At 61.2% G+C, this 19,625-nt stretch carries 15 protein-coding genes and 1 riboswitch; of the genes, 8 read left to right on the top strand and 7 right to left on the bottom strand.

Translation table 11 applies throughout. The features are described 5' to 3' along the window. Positions 1-74: 74 nt before the first annotated feature. A riboswitch (yybP-ykoY riboswitch) is annotated at positions 75-195 on the bottom strand. A gap of 52 nt (positions 196-247) precedes the next feature. Together BLO97_RS23060 and BLO97_RS23065 are read right to left on the bottom strand one after the other, a co-directional pair. Further along, positions 248-1,246: a class I SAM-dependent methyltransferase gene (locus BLO97_RS23060; protein ID WP_092149016.1), complete on the bottom strand. Its 999-nt coding sequence runs from the start codon at positions 1,244-1,246 to the stop codon at positions 248-250. Between the two features lie 45 nt (positions 1,247-1,291). Beyond that, positions 1,292-2,257, bottom strand: a complete 966-nt coding sequence (locus tag BLO97_RS23065) for a 2-hydroxyacid dehydrogenase (RefSeq protein ID WP_092149014.1) — start codon at positions 2,255-2,257, stop codon at positions 1,292-1,294. Positions 2,258-2,477: 220 nt separating this feature from the next. On the opposite strand from BLO97_RS23065, the gene BLO97_RS23070 reads away from it, so the two are divergent. The 6 genes from BLO97_RS23070 to BLO97_RS23095 all read left to right on the top strand — a co-directional run bounded on the left by BLO97_RS23070 (position 2,478) and on the right by BLO97_RS23095 (position 12,472). Next, entirely contained in the window at positions 2,478-3,107 is a 630-nt protein-coding gene (locus BLO97_RS23070) for a LysE family translocator (protein WP_072346960.1), read from the top strand. A gap of 324 nt (positions 3,108-3,431) precedes the next feature. Continuing rightward, entirely contained in the window at positions 3,432-5,114 is a 1,683-nt protein-coding gene (locus BLO97_RS23075; RefSeq protein ID WP_063322897.1) for a fatty acid--CoA ligase, read from the top strand. 331 nt (positions 5,115-5,445) lie between these two features. Further along, positions 5,446-7,308, top strand: a complete 1,863-nt coding sequence (locus BLO97_RS23080; RefSeq protein WP_072346956.1) for a DUF1302 domain-containing protein — start codon at positions 5,446-5,448, stop codon at positions 7,306-7,308. Between the two features lie 25 nt (positions 7,309-7,333). Then, positions 7,334-8,698 carry a DUF1329 domain-containing protein gene (locus tag BLO97_RS23085; RefSeq protein WP_063322895.1) on the top strand — a complete coding sequence of 455 codons (1,365 nt, stop codon included), beginning with the start codon at positions 7,334-7,336 and terminating at the stop codon, positions 8,696-8,698. 366 nt (positions 8,699-9,064) lie between these two features. Next, positions 9,065-11,800: a winged helix-turn-helix domain-containing protein gene (locus BLO97_RS23090; RefSeq protein ID WP_092149008.1), complete on the top strand. Its 2,736-nt coding sequence runs from the start codon at positions 9,065-9,067 to the stop codon at positions 11,798-11,800. 171 nt (positions 11,801-11,971) lie between these two features. After that, on the top strand, positions 11,972-12,472 hold the full coding sequence (locus BLO97_RS23095; RefSeq protein WP_063322893.1) for a methylated-DNA--[protein]-cysteine S-methyltransferase: 501 nt from the start codon (positions 11,972-11,974) through the stop codon (positions 12,470-12,472). Between the two features lie 79 nt (positions 12,473-12,551). On the opposite strand, the gene BLO97_RS23100 is transcribed toward BLO97_RS23095, so the two are convergent. The 5 genes from BLO97_RS23100 to dctP form a co-directional block, all read right to left on the bottom strand. Next, positions 12,552-14,456 (bottom strand): alkaline phosphatase D family protein, encoded by a 1,905-nt coding sequence (locus BLO97_RS23100; protein ID WP_092348351.1) that lies wholly within the window; start codon positions 14,454-14,456, stop codon positions 12,552-12,554. A gap of 259 nt (positions 14,457-14,715) precedes the next feature. Further along, entirely contained in the window at positions 14,716-15,711 is a 996-nt protein-coding gene (locus tag BLO97_RS23105; protein ID WP_092149004.1) for a TRAP transporter substrate-binding protein, read from the bottom strand. A gap of 108 nt (positions 15,712-15,819) precedes the next feature. Continuing rightward, the gene (gene dctM / locus BLO97_RS23110) at positions 15,820-17,103 is read right to left on the bottom strand and encodes a C4-dicarboxylate TRAP transporter large permease protein DctM (RefSeq protein ID WP_092348352.1); all 1,284 of its coding nucleotides are present in this window, start codon (positions 17,101-17,103) and stop codon (positions 15,820-15,822) included. Then, the gene (locus tag BLO97_RS23115; protein ID WP_092149000.1) at positions 17,100-17,732 is read right to left on the bottom strand and encodes a TRAP transporter small permease; all 633 of its coding nucleotides are present in this window, start codon (positions 17,730-17,732) and stop codon (positions 17,100-17,102) included. Before BLO97_RS23115 ends, dctM begins: the two co-directional genes overlap by 4 nt. 66 nt (positions 17,733-17,798) lie before the next feature. Next, entirely contained in the window at positions 17,799-18,794 is a 996-nt protein-coding gene (gene dctP / locus BLO97_RS23120) for a C4-dicarboxylate TRAP substrate-binding protein DctP (protein WP_014336661.1), read from the bottom strand. A 329-nt stretch (positions 18,795-19,123) separates the two neighbouring features. Between dctP and BLO97_RS32050 the strand changes: the two genes are divergently transcribed. Together BLO97_RS32050 and BLO97_RS23125 are read left to right on the top strand one after the other, a co-directional pair. Beyond that, a complete protein-coding gene (locus BLO97_RS32050; protein WP_256572246.1) occupies positions 19,124-19,249 on the top strand; it encodes a hypothetical protein in 126 nt (41 codons plus the stop codon). Next, entirely contained in the window at positions 19,246-19,473 is a 228-nt protein-coding gene (locus tag BLO97_RS23125) for a hypothetical protein (protein ID WP_092148998.1), read from the top strand. Before BLO97_RS32050 ends, BLO97_RS23125 begins: the two co-directional genes overlap by 4 nt. Positions 19,474-19,625 lie beyond the last annotated feature (152 nt).

Here is a 19,625-nt window from a genome sequence, read left to right on the forward strand (position 1 = left end):
GGGCGGGTCGACACGGCTATGACACGTACAGCCTTCCCGCCCCGGGTAAGGTGTGCGTGTCATAGGTCTTGTCAAACCCAGCGACCATCTGCGTGGACGCTTGGGCCGCATACGCCATGGTCTGCTGACCAAGTATGTTGACGTATGCCGGGCGAGCATGGGGCTCGCGGGAGACTACTCCCCTAGGACGGAGCGGATTCTGCCTAGGCAAATCCGATTGGGCAAGTGCTGTTTTTTAAAAAAGGTTTCAGCCGCGCTTGGCCCGGTAGATGCGAAAACCCTGGCCCTCGGCCTTGATCGCACACACGCCCAGATGCTCTTCGATCAGCGGTTGGTACTTGAGGAAACTGTTCGCCACCAAACGCAGTTCGCCACCATTTTTCAGATGTTTGGCCGCTTTTCGCAGCAGGTTTTCCGTTGCGTGGTAGTCGGTATGCACGCCGACATGGAATGGCGGGTTGCTCAAAATCGCGCTCAAACCCATCGGCGCGGCGTCGATCCCATCACCAGTCAGCACCTCGGCTTCCAGACCGTTGGCAGCCAGGGTCAGGCGACTGCTGGCGGCGGCGAATGCGTCCACGTCCAACAGGGTGACGGTGTTGTGCGGGTAGCGCCGCTTGACCGCCGCCCCCAGCACCCCGGCACCGCAGCCGAAGTCGAGCAAGTGCCCGCTGGGCAGTTTATCCAGGTGTTCCAACAGCAGCGCACTGCCGCGATCCAGGCGACCGTGGCTGAACACCCCCGGCAAGCTGATGACTTTCAGCGGGCCTTCGGCCAGGGGCAATTCGTAGGTCTGGGCCAGGCTTTCCAGGGGCTTGGCCTCGGGCGCGTTGGCGACGGTGACTTGCCACAGTTGGCAATGCCGCGCACTGTCGAGCTTGCGTGGCTTGCCGAACGGGTTGAGCTGCTTGGACGCGCCTTCGATGCCGCTGCGTTTTTCCCCCACCAGGTACACCTCGCGACCGGCCAGGCGCGCGGCCACGGCATTGAGGAGGTAGTCGGTCAGGTCCTTGGCCTTGGGCAGGAACACCACGGCGGTGTCGAACCCACGCTCGGGCACGGTCACGCCAAAGTGGCTGCGCTCGGGAAAGCGAGCGTCCAGCGCCGCCTGATCGCCGGCATGCCAGCACCAGCCATGGGCCTCTGGCAAACGGCCGAGCAGATCGTCGGCGGGCAGGCCGGCCAACAACACCGAACCCCGGAATAACTCGGCCTGACGAAGCAGTACTTCACTGCGCGGATCCATGGTCTGCTCCTTGATAAAGCGGGTAAAAAAAAGTGCGGCAGTTTATCAACTGACGACACGCCGCGCTGTACCGCTGAAAAAGCCCTGGGCGTTTTCACTCATTTGCCCGACGATCCGTTGCCGCGCCTCGCGGCTGCCCCAGGCGTTGTGCGGTGTGACAATCAAGCGTGGAATATCGCCGGCCAGCAGCGGGTTGCCTTGGGCCGGCGGCTCCACGCTGAGCACGTCGGTGGCGGCGCCCCCCAAGTGACCGTTGCGCAGGGCTTCGGCCAGGGCCTGTTCGTCGATCAGGCCGCCACGGGCGGTGTTGACCACGAATGCGCCGGGCTTGAGCTGCGCCAGTTCGCGAGCGCCGATGAAGTTCCGCGTGTGCTCGTTGAGCGGGCAGTGCAGGGTCAAGGCATCGACTTGCGGCAACAACTGCTCCAGCGGCAAGCGGTCGGGGCGGGCCGGGCGCCCGGGGATCTGCCCCAGCAGCACACGCATGCCAAAGGCTTCGGCCAGCCGCCCGACGGCGCTGCCCAATTCACCATGGCCCAGCAAACCCAGGGTCTTGCCTGCCAGCTCGACAATCGGATAGTCCAGCAGGCAGAACTGCGAAGCCTGTTGCCAGCGACCTTCACCCACCGCTTTTTGATAATCGGCCAGGCGCGTCGCCAGGTTCAGCAACAGCATGATGGTGTGCTGGGCCACCGACGGTGTGCCGTAACCCTGGCAATTGCACACCGTGATGCCATGGCTGCGGGCGGCGGCCAGGTCGACATTGTTGGTGCCGGTGGCGCTGATCAGGATCAGCTTCAGTTCGGGGCTGGCCGCCATGGCCTGTGCATCGATCACGATTTTGTTGGTGATCGCCACGGTGGCGCCCTTGAGTCGCTCGATGACCTGCTCCGGCGTGGTCCGGGCGAACAGTTGCAGGTCGCTGAAGCAGTTGCGCAGCGGGGCCAGGTCCAGGTCGCCGAGGTCCAGGGAAGGGTGGTCGAGGAAGACTGCGCGGGCGGTGTTCGTCATCAGCTGTACCTTTTATCTCAAGAATCGAAGGCGTAATGTGGCGAGCCTATCAGATGAAATGCGGCTGTGGCGGTGTGTATCCGTGGCGAGGGAGCTTGCTCCCGCTGGCCTGCGAAGCAGGCCCCAGTACACGGCATGCGACTGCTATGCAGTCGAGCGGGAGCAAGCTCCCTCGCCACGGGATTTCATCCAACAAAAGATTGTCGCAAGGAGCTCCACCATGTACCTCACCGAATTCCTCACCGTCGCCCTGATCCACCTGCTGGCCGTTGCCAGCCCCGGGCCGGATTTTGCCGTGGTGGTGCGCGAAAGCGTGACCCATGGCCGGCGTGCCGGGACCTGGACGGCGCTGGGCGTCGGCACGGCGATTTTCCTGCATGTCGGGTATTCGCTGTTGGGTATCGGCCTGATCGTGTCGCAATCGATCGTGCTGTTCAACGCGCTGAAATGGGCCGCCGCTGCGTACCTGCTGTACATCGGCTTCAAGGCACTGCGGGCGCAACCGGCCAAGCCCACCGAGGACAACCTGCACAAGGAGGCCGGTGAACGTACTCCTCGCGGCGCGTTCACCTCGGGCTTCGTCACCAATGGCCTGAACCCCAAGGCGACGCTGTTTTTCCTGTCGCTGTTCACCGTGGTGATCAACCCACACACGCCGTTGGCCGTCCAGGCCGGTTACGGTGTGTACCTGGCGGTGGCGACGGCCGCCTGGTTCTGCCTGGTGGCGCTGCTGTTCAGCCAGCAACGGGTGCGCGCCGGTTTTGCGCGCATGGGCCACTGGTTCGACCGGACCATGGGCGCGGTGCTCGTCGCCATTGGGGTGAAGCTGGCGTTTACCGAAGCGCATTGACCGTTGCGCGCTGTCCTTTGATCGCTTCCACGCGGATGGAAGGGGCCACGATCGACATTTTCTGTCAAAAAGTGGTGGCATGCTGGAGACCTGCCAGGGCATTTCCCCGCAGGTTTTTGTAACAAGCGGATACCTGTGCTCGCTGTTGGATCCCGATGAGACAAGGTTTGGTTGCGCCATGCTTGCGAAAACCTGGGGGCGAGATGGCTCAAGGCTAGTATTTGCGCGCGGATCAAATCATTCCTTTGGCTGATTTGATCTGTGTACAAGCGCTCTAGAGTGCTTGCTTCCAGCCAAGACCGTGCAGTCAGAAAAGGGACTCTTATGTTGCAGACTCGCGTTATTCCCCCAGCCGAAGGCGCCTATCAATACCCGCTGCTGATCAAGCGGCTGCTGATGTCCGGTACGCGTTACGAGAAAACCCGCGAGATCATCTACCGCGACCAGTTGCGCTACAGCTATCCGACGCTGATCGAACGGGTCGCGCGCCTGGCCAACGTATTGACCGAGGCGGGGGTCAAGGCTGGCGATACCGTGGCGGTGATGGACTGGGACAGCCATCGCTACCTGGAATGCATGTTCGCGATCCCGATGATCGGCGCGGTGATCCACACCATCAACGTGCGCCTGTCACCGGAGCAGATCGTCTACACCATGAACCACGCCGAGGACCGCTTCGTGCTGGTCAACAGCGAGTTCGTCGGCTTGTACCAGGCGATAGCCGGGCACCTGACCACGGTGGACAAGACCCTGCTGCTGACCGACCTGCCGGAAAAAACTGCCGAGCTGCCGAACCTGGTGGGTGAATACGAGCAATTGCTGGCCGCCGCGGCGCCCACCTACGACTTCCAGGATTTCGACGAAAACTCCGTCGCCACCACGTTCTACACCACCGGCACCACGGGCAACCCCAAGGGCGTTTACTTCACCCATCGGCAACTGGTGCTGCACACCATGGGCGTGGCGACCATCATGGGGGCCATCGACAGCGTGCGGCTGCTGGGCACCAACGACGTGTACATGCCGATCACGCCGATGTTCCACGTCCATGCCTGGGGCCTGCCCTATGTCGCGACCATGCTCGGGCTCAAGCAGGTCTACCCGGGGCGCTACGATCCCGAATTCCTGGTCCAGCTGTGGCGCAAGGAAAAGGTCACCTTTTCCCATTGCGTGCCAACCATCCTGCAAATGGTCCTCAACGCCAAGGGCGCCCAGGACACCGATTTCGGCGGCTGGAAGATCGTCATCGGCGGCAGCGCCCTGAATCGCAGCCTGTACGAAGCGGCCAAGGCGCGGGGCATCCAGCTCACTGCCGCCTATGGCATGTCGGAAACCGGCCCGCTGGTGTCTTGCGCCCACCTCAATGAGGAACTGATGGCCGGCAGCGAAGACGAGCGCACCACCTACCGGATCAAGGCCGGCGTGCCAGGCCCGCTGGTGGAAGCGGCGATCGTCGACACCGAGGGGCGCTTCCTGCCGGCCGACGGCGAGACCCAGGGCGAACTGGTGCTGCGCGCGCCGTGGCTCACCGAGGGCTATTTCAACGAGCCGCAGAAGGGCGCCGAGCTCTGGGCCGGCGGCTGGCTGCACACCGGCGACGTCGCCACGCTGGACAACATGGGCTTCATCGACATCCGTGATCGCATCAAGGACGTGATCAAGACTGGTGGCGAATGGATCTCCTCCCTGGACCTGGAAGACCTCATCAGCCGTCACGTGGCGGTACGCGAAGTAGCAGTGGTCGGCATCCCCGATCCGCAGTGGGGTGAGCGGCCGTTTGCCTTGCTGGTGGTTCGAGAAGGGCATGAGATCGGGGCTCGCGAACTCAAGGAGCACCTCAAGCCGTTCGTCGAGCTGGGGCACTTGAGCAAGTGGGCGATCCCGAGCCAGATCGCCCTTGTTACGGAAATTCCCAAGACCAGCGTCGGCAAGCTCGACAAAAAGCGCATCCGCGTCGATATCACCGAATGGCAGAGCAACAACAGCACCTTCCTGTCCACGCTTTAGGCCTTTTTGCCGTGCCCGAAAGGGCACGGCAGCCCCACCAAGCAAGCGCTTGACTTGTCAAACCGTAAATTTCAGCCATCCTTGCCGTGCCGACACCTGTCGGCCTGGCGAAAGGACTGTCCCAGAGTGGTTGAGGGCTGCAAATCACACTTTAGAGGGATCAAGCCGTACTACCTGCTGGCTATAGTCCGCTCACGGATTCTCAGGAACGGGGCGCACGCACGAAAGGGCGATGCGACTTCGACGGATGTCGGGACGCTGCCGCTCCCAGCCATCGAGGTGTTCTTGAAATGTCCACTGCCATAACAATAATGCACATGGAGTAGCGTCGATGACCTCAGCAACCACGTTCTGGCGCCGGGCAAAACTGCCTCTGGCGGTCAGTCTCGCCTCTTCGCTCGCCGGGCCAGCATTCGGCGTCAGTTTCAACATCGGTGAAATCGAAGGCCAGTTCGACTCGTCCCTGTCGGTCGGCGCGAGCTGGTCCACGGCCAACGCCAACAAGGACCTGATCGGTGTCAACAATGGCGGCAAGGGTTTGTCGCAGACCTCCGATGACGGCCACTTGAATTTCAAGCGAGGGGAAACCTTCTCGAAGATCTTCAAGGGTATCCATGACCTGGAACTGAAGTACGGCGATACCGGTGTGTTCGTGCGCGGCAAGTACTGGTACGACTTCGAACTCAAGGACGAACACCGCCTGTACAAGGACATCAGCGACAGCAACCGCAAGGAAGGCGCCAAGTCCTCCGGCGGGCAGATCCTCGATGCGTTCGTCTACCACAACTATGCCATTGCCGATCAGCCAGGCTCCGTGCGCCTGGGCAAGCAGGTGGTCAGTTGGGGTGAAAGCACGTTCATCCAGGGCGGCATCAACTCCATCAACCCGGTCGACGTGTCCGCGTTCCGTCGTCCTGGCGCCGAGATCAAGGAAGGCCTGATCCCGGTCAACATGTTCTACGTGTCCCAGAGCCTGACCGACAACCTGTCGGCCGAGGCGTTCTACCAGATTGAATGGGACCAGACCGTGGTGGATAACTGCGGTACGTTCTTCTCCCAGCCGGATGTGATTGCCGATGGGTGTACCGATAACCTGCGGGTGTTGAACAAGCGTTCAAGCATTCCGTTCCCGGGGGTCCTTCTTCCGATATTGGAAGGCCAGGGTGTCGATATCAACGAAGAAGGCGTGCTGGTACGGCGTGGCCCGGACCGTGATGCTCGCGACAGCGGCCAGTGGGGCGCGTCGTTGAAGTACATGTTCGAGCCGCTGGACACCGAGTTCGGTGCGTACTTCATGAACTACCACAGCCGTGCGCCGATCTTCAGTGCCACCGGCGCGCCTCAGTCAGTCTACGACGCGGTCACTGGCTCGCCGCTGGCGCCACTGATCGTCGCGGGTAATTCCCAATATTTCGTCGAATATCCGGAAGATATCCGTCTCTACGGCTTGAGTTTCTCCACCACCCTGCCAACCGGTACGGCGTGGAGCGGTGAGATCAGCTATCGGCCGAACGCGCCGGTGCAGTTGAGCACCACCGATATCTTGTTCGCCGGCGTTCGCCCGATCGGTGGTCCTGTGTTGGGCAATGCGTCGCTGCTCCAGGGAGTGCCAGGCCAGGATCTGCATGGTTATCGCCGCAAGGAAGTCACTCAGTTCCAGACCACCTTCACTCACTTCTTGGATCAGGTCATGGGCGCCAGTCGCCTCACATTGGTAGGTGAAGTCGGCGTGACTCATGTTGGAGGCTTGGAAAGCAAGTCGGATGTTCGCTACGGTCGTGACCCTGTCTTTGGTCCGGGTCAACTGCCCAGCGGAGCCTGTAACGCGCTCAACAGCTCTACCGCCACAGGCGGCGGCCAGACCATCAACGACGTGAACAGCAACTGCAACAACGACGGCTTCACCACCTCCACCTCCTGGGGCTACCGCGCTCGCGCCATCTGGGAATACCCGGACGTGTTCGCTGGCGTGAACCTCAAGCCCAACGTGGCCTGGTCCCATGACGTCAAAGGCTACTCGCCAGGCCCTGGCGGCAACTTCGAGGAAGGCCGCAAAGCCGTCAGCCTCGGGCTCGATGCCGAGTACCAGAACACCTACAACGCCAGCCTGGCCTACACCAACTTCTTTGGTGGCGACTTCAGCACCGTAGACGATCGCGACTTCCTGGCGCTCAGCGTCGGCGTGACCTTCTAAGCACCGTATTTCAGGACGACACACTATGAAAATAACAAAGAATCTGTTGCAGGCCGGTGTTCTGGGGCTCTCCCTGCTGGCCGCCAGCGTCATGGCGGCAGTGCCCGCGGCCGAGGCCGATAAACTGGGCAAGAGCCTGACGCCGATGGGTGCCGAGATGGCCGGCAATGCCGACGGCTCGATCTCGGCCTGGAAACCCATGGCCAAGAATGCCGGTTCCGTGGACAGCAAGGGCTTCCTCGCCGACCCATACGCCAGTGAAAAACCGCTGTTCACCATCACCGCGCAGAACGTCGACCAGTACAAGGACAAGCTCGCGCCGGGTCAGTACGCGATGTTCAAGCGTTACCCGGAAACCTTCAAGATGCCGGTCTACCCGACCCATCGCGGTGCCACCGTGCCGGACGCGGTGTTCGCCTCCATCAAGAAAAACGCGGTCAACACCAAGCTGGTTTCCGGCGGTAACGGCCTGGAAAACTTCGAGACGGCTGTGCCGTTCCCGATTCCCCAGAGCGGCGTGGAAGTCATCTGGAACCACATCACCCGCTATCGTGGTGGCAGCGTAACGCGCCTGGTCACCCAGGCCACCCCGCAGCCCAACGGTTCGTACAGCCTGGTGTACTTCCGCGACCAGTTCGTGTTCCGCGACAAGATGAAGGATTTCGATCCGGCCAACCCTGGCAACATCCTGTTCTACTTCAAGCAGCAAGTGACCGCGCCGGCGCGCCTGGCCGGTGGTGTGCTGTTGGTGCACGAAACCCTCGACCAGGTTAAGGAACCGCGTTCGGCATGGGTCTACAACGCTGGTCAGCGCCGTGTGCGCCGTGCCCCGCAAGTGTCCTACGACGGCCCGGGTACCGCCGCCGACGGCCTGCGTACCTCCGACAACCTGGACATGTACAACGGCGCGCCGGATCGCTACGACTGGAAGCTGGAAGGCAAGAAAGAGCTGTACATCGCCTCCAACAGCTACAAGATCGATTCGCCGCAACTCAAGTACGCCGACATCCTCAAGGCCGGCCACATCAATCAGGACCTGGCCCGCTACGAGCTGCGTCGTGTCTGGCACGTGACCGCGACGCTGAAGGAAGGCCAGCGCCACATCTATGCCAAGCGTGACTTCTTCATCGATGAAGACACCTGGCAAGCGGCGGTAATCGACCATTACGACGGCCGTGGCCAACTGTGGCGCGTGGCCGAGGCCCATGCCGAGAACTACTACGACAAGCAAGTGCCGTGGTACGCCTTGGAAACCCTCTACGACCTGCAGTCCGGCCGCTACCTGGCACTGGGCATGAAGAACGAAGAGAAATCGGCCTACGACTTCGGCTTCACCGCCACCACCGCCGATTTCACCCCGAACGCCCTGCGTCAGGACGGCATCCGCTAAACCGCTGCATCCGAGGCCGCATCCTCGAAACAACGCCCCGACTGGTTCGGGGCGTTGTTTTTTGTTCGATCAGTCAACACAAAACCCTGTGGCGAGGGAGCTTGCTCCCGCTGGGCTGCGCAGCAGCCCCAAACCAGCCTTCTCATTCTGTCAGGTACAACGCAGTCGCTGCCTTGCGGGTTGCTTCGCAACCCAGCGGGAGCAAGCTCCCTCGCCACAAGAGCGGTGGCTGCCTGAATTTTTTCAAGTCGGTCGGCTTGTAGTCTTTTTGTAGCCATTTGTAGCACTCCCTTCAATACCTCCTCGTTTACCGCTAGTCTGCGGACATCTGCAACGCCGCCACCCGCATTCCTACAAGAGCCGGCCATGACTGATTTGTCTTCACTTCCGGATTCTGCCCGCGCAGCCATCGCGGTACAGGACGGGCGTTTCTACCGCCCGCCCTTGCCCGACGGCCATGTTATGCGGCCGCGGTTGTGCGAGCGTTTGAGCGCAGGGCTCGGAGGCAGGTTGCTGTTGGTCAGTGCCCCGGCGGGGTTCGGTAAAAGCTCCCTGGCGGTGGAGTTCTGCCAGAGCCTGCCGGCCCATTGGCAAAGCCTCTGGCTGGGGCTCAGTGCCCGGGACAACGATCCAGGCCGCTTCCTTGAACGGTTGCTCGAAGGGCTCCAGGCCTTTTTCCCGCAACTGGGCGGTCGGGCGCTGGGGTTGCTGAAAATGCGCCAACGTCATCAACCCTTTGCCTTCGAAGAATGGCTCGACGGCTTGCTGGACGAACTGTCCACGCACTTATCGCCCCACGAGCCCTTGCTGCTGGTGCTCGACGATTACCACCTGGCCCAAAGCCCGGTGCTGGATCGCTGCCTGCAGTTTTTCCTCAATCACCTGCCCGACGGATTGTTGGTCCTCGTCACCAGCCGCCAGCGCCCAGACTGGCATTTGGCGCGCCTGCGCCTGTCGCGGCAACTGCTCGAACTCAATGAGCAGGACCTGCGCCTGACCCATGAAGAAGCCTTGACCCTGCTCCAGCATCACAGCAGTTCGTTGCGCGGTGAGGCGCTGGAAAATCTTATCCAGCGCAGTGAAGGTTGGGTGGCCGGGCTGCGTTTCTGGTTGCTGGCCGCCTCCGAAGCCGGTACCGAAGGCCTGCTGCCCCAGGCCTTGCACGGCGGCGAAGGGCTGATTCGCGATTATCTGCTTGAAGAGGTCATCGACTGCCTGCCCGCCGAGGTGCAGGCATTTCTCTACGACACGGCCCCTCAGGAACGCTTTTGCAGCGAACTGTGCGACGCCGTGCGCGAGGCCCATGACAGCGCCGAAATCCTGCGTTACCTGGCGGCCCACCAGGTGTTCCTGGTACCGCTGGACGAGCACGGCCATTGGTATCGATATCACCACCTGTTTTCCGACCTGCTGCGCAGTCGCCCCAGCGCACCGGCCATGGTCCCGGCCGCGACCCTGCACCTGCGGGCCTGCCGTTGGTTCAACGCCCAGGGCCTGATCGACGAAGCCGTGGAGCAGGCGCTGCGGGCCGGGCACCTGGACGTGGCGGCGAACCTGGTGCAGAACCTCTCGGAGGAGCAACTGCTGGCCGAGCAGAACGTCGGCATGTTGCTGCGCTGGAAAATGGACTTGCCCGACAGCCTGCTCATCAGCACCCCGCGGCTGATCGTGCTCTACAGCTGGGCGTTGGGGCTGGCCTGCCAGTTGGACGCTGCCGAAGAGCTGGCGGCGCACTTGAGTCGTTTCCTGCCGGCCCCCTCGGCCACTGCGCAAAAATCCATGCTCGCCCAATGGCTGGCCCTGAGCGGGATCATCGCCCGTGGCCGGGGGGATCGCGAGACCACCGTGCGGTATTGCAGCGAAGCTTTGGAGAGCCTGCCGCAAAAACGCTACGGCCAGCGCCTGATGTGCCTGTCCACACTGTCGAACCTGGCGATTGCCGACGGCGACCTGTGGCGCGCCCGGAACCTGAACCGCGACTCCCTGGAGCTGGCGCAACGGGTCGGAAATCCACTGTTCGAGGCCCTGGCCCATTATGATCGTGCCCGGGTCCTGCAGGCGCGGGGAGAGATCCTGCGGGCGCTGGATGAAGTGCACCAGGGCCTGCAACGTTTGCACAAGCTGTCGCCCCAGCGGCTTTATGCGGTGCGGGCGCGCTTGATCATGTACGAAGGTTTTTTGCTGACCTTGCGCATGCAGCCTCAGGCCGGCCTTGCGCGCCTGCAGGCGGGCCTCACCGAAGCCCGCGCCTGCCGCGACATCAGCGTGCTGATCGGCCATTGCGTGATCGCGCGTATCGAAGGCTACAGCGGCGAGTTCGCCCGGGCCTTCGCCGAACTGGCGGAAGCCGAGCGCCTGATGCACATCTGGGACGTTCCGCCGATCTACTATCTGGCGATGATCACCCTGGTCAAGTGCGAACTCTGGTTGGCCCAGGGTCGTACCGACCTGGCCGAAGCCTGGCTGGCCCGGCTGGGCCAGACCTACACGGGCGAACGGGCCGCCGCGCCACCGGAATTCCACCCGCAACTGCCGCTGCATGTCGAGTTGCAACAGGCGGTGCTGGAGTCCATCCGGGGCCAACCGATACTCGCGCAAGGACGACTCGATGCCTTGCTTGAACACGGTCAGCAAAGTGGCCGGCAGATGCTCAGCGTGATGGCGCTCAACCAGAAAGTCGCCTTGCTGCTGAGCATCGGGCGTGAAGCCGAAGCCCGTCGCACCCTGGCCCAGGCTTTCGAAGCTGCCAGCGGCGGGGTGTTGCAGCCCTTCGAGTGGTTGTTCGGTGAGCACCGTGAATGGTTGCGCGAACAACTGCTGCAGGCACCGCCCAGTACCTTGCGTGAGCATCTGCTCGAACGCCTGCCCTCGACGGTGGCCCAGCCTGCCGACCCGGCGGCGCCGGTCGAAACCCTCAGCAGTCGCGAGCGGGCGGTGTTGCAACTGATTGCCCAAGGCTGTTCGAACCAAGAGATCAGCGAGCAATTGTTCATCTCGCTGCACACGGTCAAGACCCACGCCAGCCATATCAACAGCAAGCTCGGTGTGGAGCGTCGCACCCAAGCAGTGGCGCGGGCGAAGGCGTTGGGGTTGTTGGGCTGAGTAAGATATTGCGGTCGGTGAGATCCCCGTGGCGAGGGAGCTTGCTCCCGCTGGGCTGCGAAGCAGCCCCAACTGATAATCTGACACACCGCGGTGCCACGTGTAGGGTCGCTTCGCAACCCAGCGGGAGCAAGCTCCCTCGCCACAAAGGCTTTGACAAGGAATCCCTCGATGTTGCCTCTGTACAAAACCATCCAATCCCCTGTCGGCCAACTGATCCTCGTCGCCCGGCAGACACGGCTGGCGGCCATCCTCTGGGAAAACGAGCGGCTCAATCGGGTGCGCCTGGGGCCTTTGGAGGAGGACACCCAGCATCCGGTCCTCAAGGAAACCGAGCGTCAGTTGCTGGAATACTTCGCTGGCCAGCGCCGTCGTTTCGAGCTGGAGCTGGACTTCGCGGGCACTGATTTCCAGATCCGGGTCTGGCAAGCCCTGTTGACCATCCCCTTTGGCGAAACCCGCAGCTACCGCGACATCGCCATCCAGGTGGGGCAACCCACGGCGGTCCGGGCGGTCGGCGCCGCCAATGGCCGCAACCCCATCTCGATCATCGCCCCGTGCCACCGGGTCATCGGCAGCTCCGGCAGCCTTACCGGCTTCGCTGGTGGCCTGGCGGCCAAACAGTTCCTGCTGAGCCTTGAAGGTCAGCAGTCGCTGCAATTGGTGTTCTGACTGCCACTTCCCTGTGGGAGCGAGCTTGCTCGCGATAGCGAATTGTCAGCTTGCGTAGGTGCTGGCGGTGCCAGCGCTTTCAGGTCGGTGGTGATTTTGGGGGCAGCATCCGCGTCGGCGGTTGGCCGTTGGCATTGTGCTGGTAGATCTGCGCGGGCTGGCCCTGTTCATTGAAGAACACCTGGCCAATGCCGGCGCTGTTCCACAACCGTTCGCCCGCTTCGGCGTGTTCCGGGGTGTGGGGGACGATGCGCATGCTGCGGCGCTTGGTGAACCAGTTCAGGGGCGAGCGTGGCGAGTAGAGCCAGCGGTTCAGGCGATCGAACCATTCCAGCAGCGCAGGGGGAAATTCATTCTTGATGCCGCTGCTGGTGATCTGCCAGATGCGCGGGCCGCCCTTGCGGTGCGGGATCAACACTTCGTATACGAAGCAATAGTGCACGTCCCCGGACAGCACCACGTAATTACCGGGCGTACGTGAGTGGCGGAAAATGTTCAGGATCACCTGGGCAGCGCCGCGATGGGCCATCCAGTTTTCCGCATCCACCAGCAGTGGATAACCGCACCAACTGAACACCCGCTGCACGGTCTCGATCAGCTTCACACCGAAGATCGGCGCCGGTGAGACGATAATCGCCGACGGGTGATCCAACAACTCCTGCTGCAACTCGCTCAGGGCTTCCCAATCCAGCAGGCCGGAAGGTTGCTTGAGGTTGTTCTCGCTGCGCCAGCGGCGGGTGCGGGTGTCAAGCACCACCAGGGCCGGGGTACTCGGCAGCACGTAATGCCATTGCTGGAAACCCAGCAGAGTGTCGATCAGTTGGTCCTGGGGTTCGCTGTCGAGGTAACGGTCTCGGGCGGTGTCGCTCAGGGCCAGGGTTTGCGGGAGCACGTCAGCGAAGGCATCGGGGTTGTTACCCCAGCCCTGGCAGAGCATGTAGGCGATCAACGCATTGCCGATGATGCGTTTGGAGAACGGATGGCCGTAGGCCGTTTCCTCCCACTGCGCAGACAGGTTCCAGTCATCGGTAATGTCGTGGTCGTCGAAAATCATCAGGCACGACAGGTGCGCAAACACTCGCGCCACGCCGCCCAGCCCGGTCTTGAACGCATCGATGCGCTGCTGTTCCAGGTCGTAGCGCTGGCGCCGTTCGACGGTCAGTTCGGGCGGCTGCACGGTGATCAGCGTCCAAGGCACGGGCGACCACACTAGCAGGTACATCGCCATGACCTCGGCGAAGGTCACCAGGTGATTGTCGGCACTGCTGCTGGTGAAAATCGGCTTGCGGGCCCCGCCGAAAAATCGCTCGCGCAGGGTTTCGTTACTCTCCAGTGCCGGCAACAAATCGGCACGATGGTAATAACTGGCCGGGTGCCGATAGAGCTTGGCGCTGTCCTCCACCACGGCACCTTCCAGGCATTCCTCGAACAACCCCAGGCATTCGATCAGCGCATGAATCGCCCGCAACATGGGCCCGGCGACGTCGTCGGCATAGACCTGGTCGCCGCTCATCATCAGCAATGCCGGGCGTTGGTCAGGGGCTTGCGCCAACAGCCGGTCGACGCAGAGCAGGCCGTCGTTGGCTGGGTAATGGGGTTTGCGGCAAGAGCCGTGGACCAGTTGCTCGATGCGCGAATGCAGTATGAAATTCGGGCACTGTGCGCCGTCATACAGCAGGTGCGGCGCCCATTCGGCGATGGGCGCGCCGTCCACCAGCAAGTCGTAGTCAATCGTCACGTCCCGGGGCAGGGGGCTGGCGAGCCGTACATCGATCAAGTGCACAAACGCCCGCTGTCCCACCGGCACCACGGTGCAGCGTGTCGCATCCAGTGCAAGATCACCCACGCCGGCCACGCGCAACGTCATCGCCAATGCTCGCGTGCCCACCAGCCACATCACCAGCCGCGTGGGCTCCAGCCGTCGCAACAGTGGGCCGACCAGGACGGCGGGCAGGGTGGTGATATCAGAAGTGGATGGCAGCATTCGCGGGTAAAAGCTCTGTTCAGGGAGAGGCGGGGGATCATAACGCAATGTGCCGGGTTGCTGGGGACAGGGAGGCGTTGTGGTAACCCTGTGGCGAGGGAGCTTGCTCCCGCTGGGCTGCGCAGCAGCCCCCAAATGTTTGCCTGACACACCGCGGTATCAGGTTTTGGGGGTGCTTCGCGCCCCAGCGGGAGCAAGCTCCCTCGCCACAACAGAAGTGTTCAGCCAGGGGCTTCAAGTTATCCCCCGCCTTGTTACATCACTGGGCCTTGTTGGACGCCTGCGCCGCCTTGATCAGATCGGGCCCGATCTCCTGTTCGAACTTGGCCCATACCGGCTTCATTTTTTCGCGCCAGGCATTGCGCTGCTCTGGTGTGAGGGTAATGACCTCGGTGGTCTTGGCGTCCAGCACATGCTGCTTGTCCTGTTGGTTGAACCGCTCCGCTTCTTGGTTGGCATAGGCGGTGGACTCAACCACGATCTTGTCCAGTTCGCTGCGGATATCCGGTGGCAGGCCTTTCCAGAAGTCCGAGGTGGTGATCAACATGTAGTCGAGTATGCCGTGGTTGGACTCGGTGACATATTTCTGCACTTCATTGAGTTTCTGGTTGTAGAAGTTCGAATAGGTGTTTTCCGTGCCGTTGACCAAACCGGTGCGCAAACCCTGGTACACCACTGAGAAAATCATCGGTTTAGCCTTGGCATCCACCGCCTTGAACTGTTCCTCCAGCACTGCGGAGGTCTGGATCCGGAACGTCAGGTCGCGGGCGTCCTCGGGTGTGCGCAACGGCTTGTTGGCCGATAGCTGCTTCATGCCGTTATGCCAATAGGCCAGGCCGGTGATGTTCTTGCTTTCCATGGACTTGAGCAGCTTCTGGCCCTCGGGGCTGCGCTGAAAACGGTCCACGGCGGCGATGTCGTTGAACAGGAAGGGCAAGTCGAACAACTGTACCGACTTGGTGTACTGATCGAATTTGGCCAACGACCGCGCAATGATCTGCACTTCCCCGAGGAGCAAGGCTTCCAACTCCTTGTCATCGCCATACAGCGTGGAGTTGGGGTACACCTCCACCTTCACCTTGCCCGCCAGCCGTTCATCCACGAGCTTCTTGAACATCAACGCGCCCTGGCCCTTGGGCGTTTGTTCGCCGACGACGTGGGAGAATTTGATGACGATCGGCTCAGTCGCCATGACCATGCCCCACGCCCCGAAAGCCAGGGTGCAGGCGAGCGCTTTCCACATAGGTTTTAGCATTGCGAGGCGTCCCTTTCAGTGTCCGAAGGCACAGGGCCGACAGGTCGGCCCTATCCCTCTGTGACGAACAAGTTGTCCCGTGCCCGTCACGGAGTGTGTTTATCGGGTTTAACTCATTCCCAACCAGTTCGGTAGCACCAGCGAGATCCACGGCACATAGGTAATCAGCACCAGGAACGCCAGCAGAATCATCAACCACGGCATGGCCGCGCGGATGGTGGCGGGCAGGGACATGCCGGTCACCGCCGAGGTGACGAACAGGTTCAACCCCACCGGTGGTGTGATCAGGCCGATCTCCAGGTTCACCACCATGATGATGCCCAGGTGGATCGGGTCGATGCCCAGTTTCATGGCGATGGGGAACAGGATCGGCGCCAGGATCAGGATGATCGCCGAGGGCTCCATGAACGCGCCGGCAATCAGCAGCACGATGTTCACCACCAGCAGGAAGGTCACCGGCGTCAACCCGGCATCGATCACCCATGCCGTGATTTGCTGCGGCAGTTGCTCGGTGGTCAGCACATGGGCGAAGAGCATGGCGTTGGCGATGATGAACATCAGCATGATGCTCAGCTTGGCCGACTCCAGCAGCACTTTCGGCGTCTCACGGAACGTGAGGTCCTTGTAGACGAACAACGCGATAAACGCCGAATACACCGCCGCCACTGCCGCTGCTTCGGTGGGGGTGAACATCCCGGAGTAAATCCCGCCGAGGATGATGAACATCAGCAGCAGGCCCCAGATGGCCTTGCGCGCGGTGGTCAACCACTCACGGAACGTCGCCCGGGGCAGGGCTGGGAGGTTTTTCTTCACCGCGACGATGTAGATCGCCACCATCAGGAAAAAACCCAACAGCAAGCCGGGAATCACACCGGCCATGAACAGCTTGCCCACCGAGGTTTCGGTCGCCGCGGCATACACCACCATCACGATCGAGGGCGGAATCAGGATGCCCAGGGTCCCGGCGTTGCAGACGATGCCTGCGCCAAACGCCTGTGGATAACCCGAGCGCACCATCCCGGCAATGGCAATGGAGCCGACCGCCGCCACTGTCGCGGGACTTGAGCCCGACAACGCCGCAAACAGCATGCAAGCCAGCACCGCCGCAATCGCCAGGCCGCCACGGATATGCCCGACGCAGGCGTTGGCAAAGTCGATCAGCCGCCGCGCCACACCGCCAGTGGTCATGAACGCCCCGGCCAGCAGGAAGAACGGAATCGCCAGCAGCGTGTAGTGCTCGGAGGTTTCGAACAGCTTGATCGCCAGGGAACGCACCGAGTCGGGACTGAAGAAAATGATGGTCAACGAACCGGCCAAACCCAGCGATATGGCGATGGGCACGCCGATGAACATCAGCACGAACAGTGCTATGAACAGGAAGGCAATGGTCATGGCTTGTCTTCCTCATGTTCGGTCAATTTGATGGCTTCGGCCGCTTCATCGGCCAGCCCCAGGCCGGTCTGGCGATTGCGCAGGATTCGCACGAGAATTTCCGCGAAACGGATAAACACCAGGGCAAAACCGACCGGTACGATCAACCCGATATGCCACTGCATGATGCCGAAATGGCCGAGATCCTCGGCGCCGATCTGGGCAATCATCAACGTGTTGATCCATTCGAAACTCGCCACCGCCAGCAACCCGGCATAGCCAAGGCAGCACAGGCAAGCGATGACGCCGATGAAACGCTGCACCGGTTTGCTCGCCAGTTTCACCAGCGCATCGACGCCGATGTGCCCGGCCGTGCGCACGCCGTACGACAGGCCAAAGAAAATCAGCCAGCCAAACAGCGCCTTGGTCAGTGATGTGCTCCAGGTCATGGCCTGGGCCATACCCATGATGTTGTCGCCGATGGCGAACATCGGTTCGCTGGCGGCTGGCCAATGATCGCCGAGGCTGTAGAAAACCGCATAGAGGTTGTTGAGTACCACGTAGACGAACGTTACGAGCGTCATGGCGGCCAGGAGAAAGGCGATGAAACCTTCCTCGAAGTGTTCCCAGATGCGCCGAAGGGCGTTCATGGACGACATCTCCTGTTGGAGGGACGACAGGCCGGTGCCGCCAGGGTGGCGACACCGGCCAACCAATCACTGGGCTTTATTGGACGCTTCGGCTGCTTTGATCAGGTCAGCGCCGATATCGCCTTCGAACTTCTTCCACACCGGTTTCATCTTGTCGCGCCATTCGCCACGTTCTTCTGGCGTCAGGGTGATGATCTCGGTGGTCTTGGCGTCGAGGATGCGTTGTTTGTCGTGCTCGTTGAGCTGTGCCGCCTCTTTGTTCACATGGGCGGTGACTTCTACCAGGATCTTGTCCAGTTCCGTGCGAATGTCCGGTGGCAGGCCGTTCCAGAACTTGGTGTTAGTGATCAGCATGTAGTCGAGCAAACCGTGGTTGGACTCGGTGATGTACTTCTGCACTTCATGCATTTTCTGGCTGTAGATGTTGGAGTACGGATTTTCCGCACCGTTGACCACACCGGTCTGCAAGCCTTGGTACACCTCGGCGAAACTCATCTTGCGCGGGTTGGCGTTCACCGCCTTGAATTGTTCTTCCAGCACCGCTGACGCCTGTACCCGGAACTTCAGGCCGCGAGCATCCTTGGGTTCACGCAGGGGTTTGTTCGCCGACAGCTGCTTCATGCCGTTGTGCCAATAAGCCAGGCCGGTGATGTTCTTGCTTTCCATGGATTTGAGCAGTTTCTGGCCTTCAGGGCTCAACTGGAAACGGTCCACGGCGGAGATGTCATCGAACAGGAACGGCAAGTCAAACAGCTGTACGGTCTTGGTGTATTGCTCGAACTTGGCCAGCGATGGCGCAATCATCTGCACGTCGCCCAGCAGCAAGGCTTCCATCTCCTTACCATCGCCGAACAACGAAGAATTGGGGTAGACCTCGACCTTCACTTTGCCTGGCAACCGTTCTTCCACCAGTTTCTTGAACAACAGTGCGCCTTGGCCTTTTGGTGTTTGCTCGGCGACCACATGGGAGAACTTGATCACCACCGGATCTGCCGCCATGGCCGTGCTCATCGCGCTCAGGGCCAATGTGCAAGCGAGCGCTTTCCAGATAGGTTTGAACATTAGGGGCTTTCCTCTTGTTTTTAGTATTTTCGTGCGAGCTCATTCAAAACGCAGCGTAAAGCGGAACAATGATGAGTCTAGGCAGAAAAACAACTTGCGGGGACGGTTGACGGGAAAAACCGTCCTTTGGCCATACGTCTCGACAGGTTGCGTTAGAGTCTTCCTTGTGTCGGGCTGAAACATCACAAACGGGTCGAATACTGGGCCGGAAACCGTGAAGGAGTGGTAATGACTGGCTCTCAATCTCACGCCAGCGCTTATCGAATTCATGGGGCGAGGGGGGCTGCTAGGCTATGCGTCCAGGATGAAAAACCTCATGGAGAGGACAGATGTTTACATTCGACACGTTGTGGAAAAGCCATCCGCAGATATTTGGACAAATGGGTTTTTCGATCGAAGGCACGTTCTCGGACTTTCACGATTCCAAGGACATCTGGTTCTGGAAAGTCATATGAACGTCATCAAGGAAATTTTCTTCGTGCTCCTGATCATCGTGCTGGCGGTCGGCACATTTAACTTGGCGTTCATGGCCGTTGGTAGTTATTTCGGACCGTTCTACGAGAGCGAAGCAGACCAGAGCCGCAACTTTGCGATCTGGTTGTTTGGCAATGTCGGGGTGGTGGTCATGGCTGCGGCGCTGGGCATTGCCTGGAGACGACGGCGCAAACCTCGAATCTAGCCAGGCAGCCAAAGTCTGCACAAAACCTGTGACAGGGCGTCACCTTCCGCAGCCATCGCCTCCCACAATTTTGATCTCCTGTGTTCACGAATTCTGCGTCCGCCACAGTCCCCCTGTGGGGAGCGAGCCTGCTCGCGAAGACGCCGGCCCAG

It is taken from the genome of Pseudomonas sp. NFACC05-1 (assembly GCF_900100135.1).
Classification (GTDB): Bacteria; Pseudomonadota; Gammaproteobacteria; order Pseudomonadales; family Pseudomonadaceae; genus Aquipseudomonas; species Aquipseudomonas fluorescens_Q.

Bases quoted from the DNA above. Each gene is read 5' to 3' on its own strand.
- BLO97_RS23060 (WP_092149016.1), bottom strand. From the start codon at position 1,246: ATGGATCCGCGCAGTGAAGTACTGCTTCGTCAGGCCGAGTTATTCCGG.
- BLO97_RS23065 (WP_092149014.1), bottom strand. From the start codon at position 2,257: ATGACGAACACCGCCCGCGCAGTCTTCCTCGACCACCCTTCCCTGGAC.
- BLO97_RS23070 (WP_072346960.1), top strand. From the start codon at position 2,478: ATGTACCTCACCGAATTCCTCACCGTCGCCCTGATCCACCTGCTGGCC.
- BLO97_RS23075 (WP_063322897.1), top strand. From the start codon at position 3,432: ATGTTGCAGACTCGCGTTATTCCCCCAGCCGAAGGCGCCTATCAATAC.
- BLO97_RS23080 (WP_072346956.1), top strand. From the start codon at position 5,446: ATGACCTCAGCAACCACGTTCTGGCGCCGGGCAAAACTGCCTCTGGCG.
- BLO97_RS23085 (WP_063322895.1), top strand. From the start codon at position 7,334: ATGAAAATAACAAAGAATCTGTTGCAGGCCGGTGTTCTGGGGCTCTCC.
- BLO97_RS23090 (WP_092149008.1), top strand. From the start codon at position 9,065: ATGACTGATTTGTCTTCACTTCCGGATTCTGCCCGCGCAGCCATCGCG.
- BLO97_RS23095 (WP_063322893.1), top strand. From the start codon at position 11,972: ATGTTGCCTCTGTACAAAACCATCCAATCCCCTGTCGGCCAACTGATC.
- BLO97_RS23100 (WP_092348351.1), bottom strand. From the start codon at position 14,456: ATGCTGCCATCCACTTCTGATATCACCACCCTGCCCGCCGTCCTGGTC.
- BLO97_RS23105 (WP_092149004.1), bottom strand. From the start codon at position 15,711: ATGCTAAAACCTATGTGGAAAGCGCTCGCCTGCACCCTGGCTTTCGGG.
- dctM (WP_092348352.1), bottom strand. From the start codon at position 17,103: ATGACCATTGCCTTCCTGTTCATAGCACTGTTCGTGCTGATGTTCATC.
- BLO97_RS23115 (WP_092149000.1), bottom strand. From the start codon at position 17,732: ATGAACGCCCTTCGGCGCATCTGGGAACACTTCGAGGAAGGTTTCATC.
- dctP (WP_014336661.1), bottom strand. From the start codon at position 18,794: ATGTTCAAACCTATCTGGAAAGCGCTCGCTTGCACATTGGCCCTGAGC.
- BLO97_RS32050 (WP_256572246.1), top strand. From the start codon at position 19,124: ATGTTTACATTCGACACGTTGTGGAAAAGCCATCCGCAGATATTTGGA.
- BLO97_RS23125 (WP_092148998.1), top strand. From the start codon at position 19,246: ATGAACGTCATCAAGGAAATTTTCTTCGTGCTCCTGATCATCGTGCTG.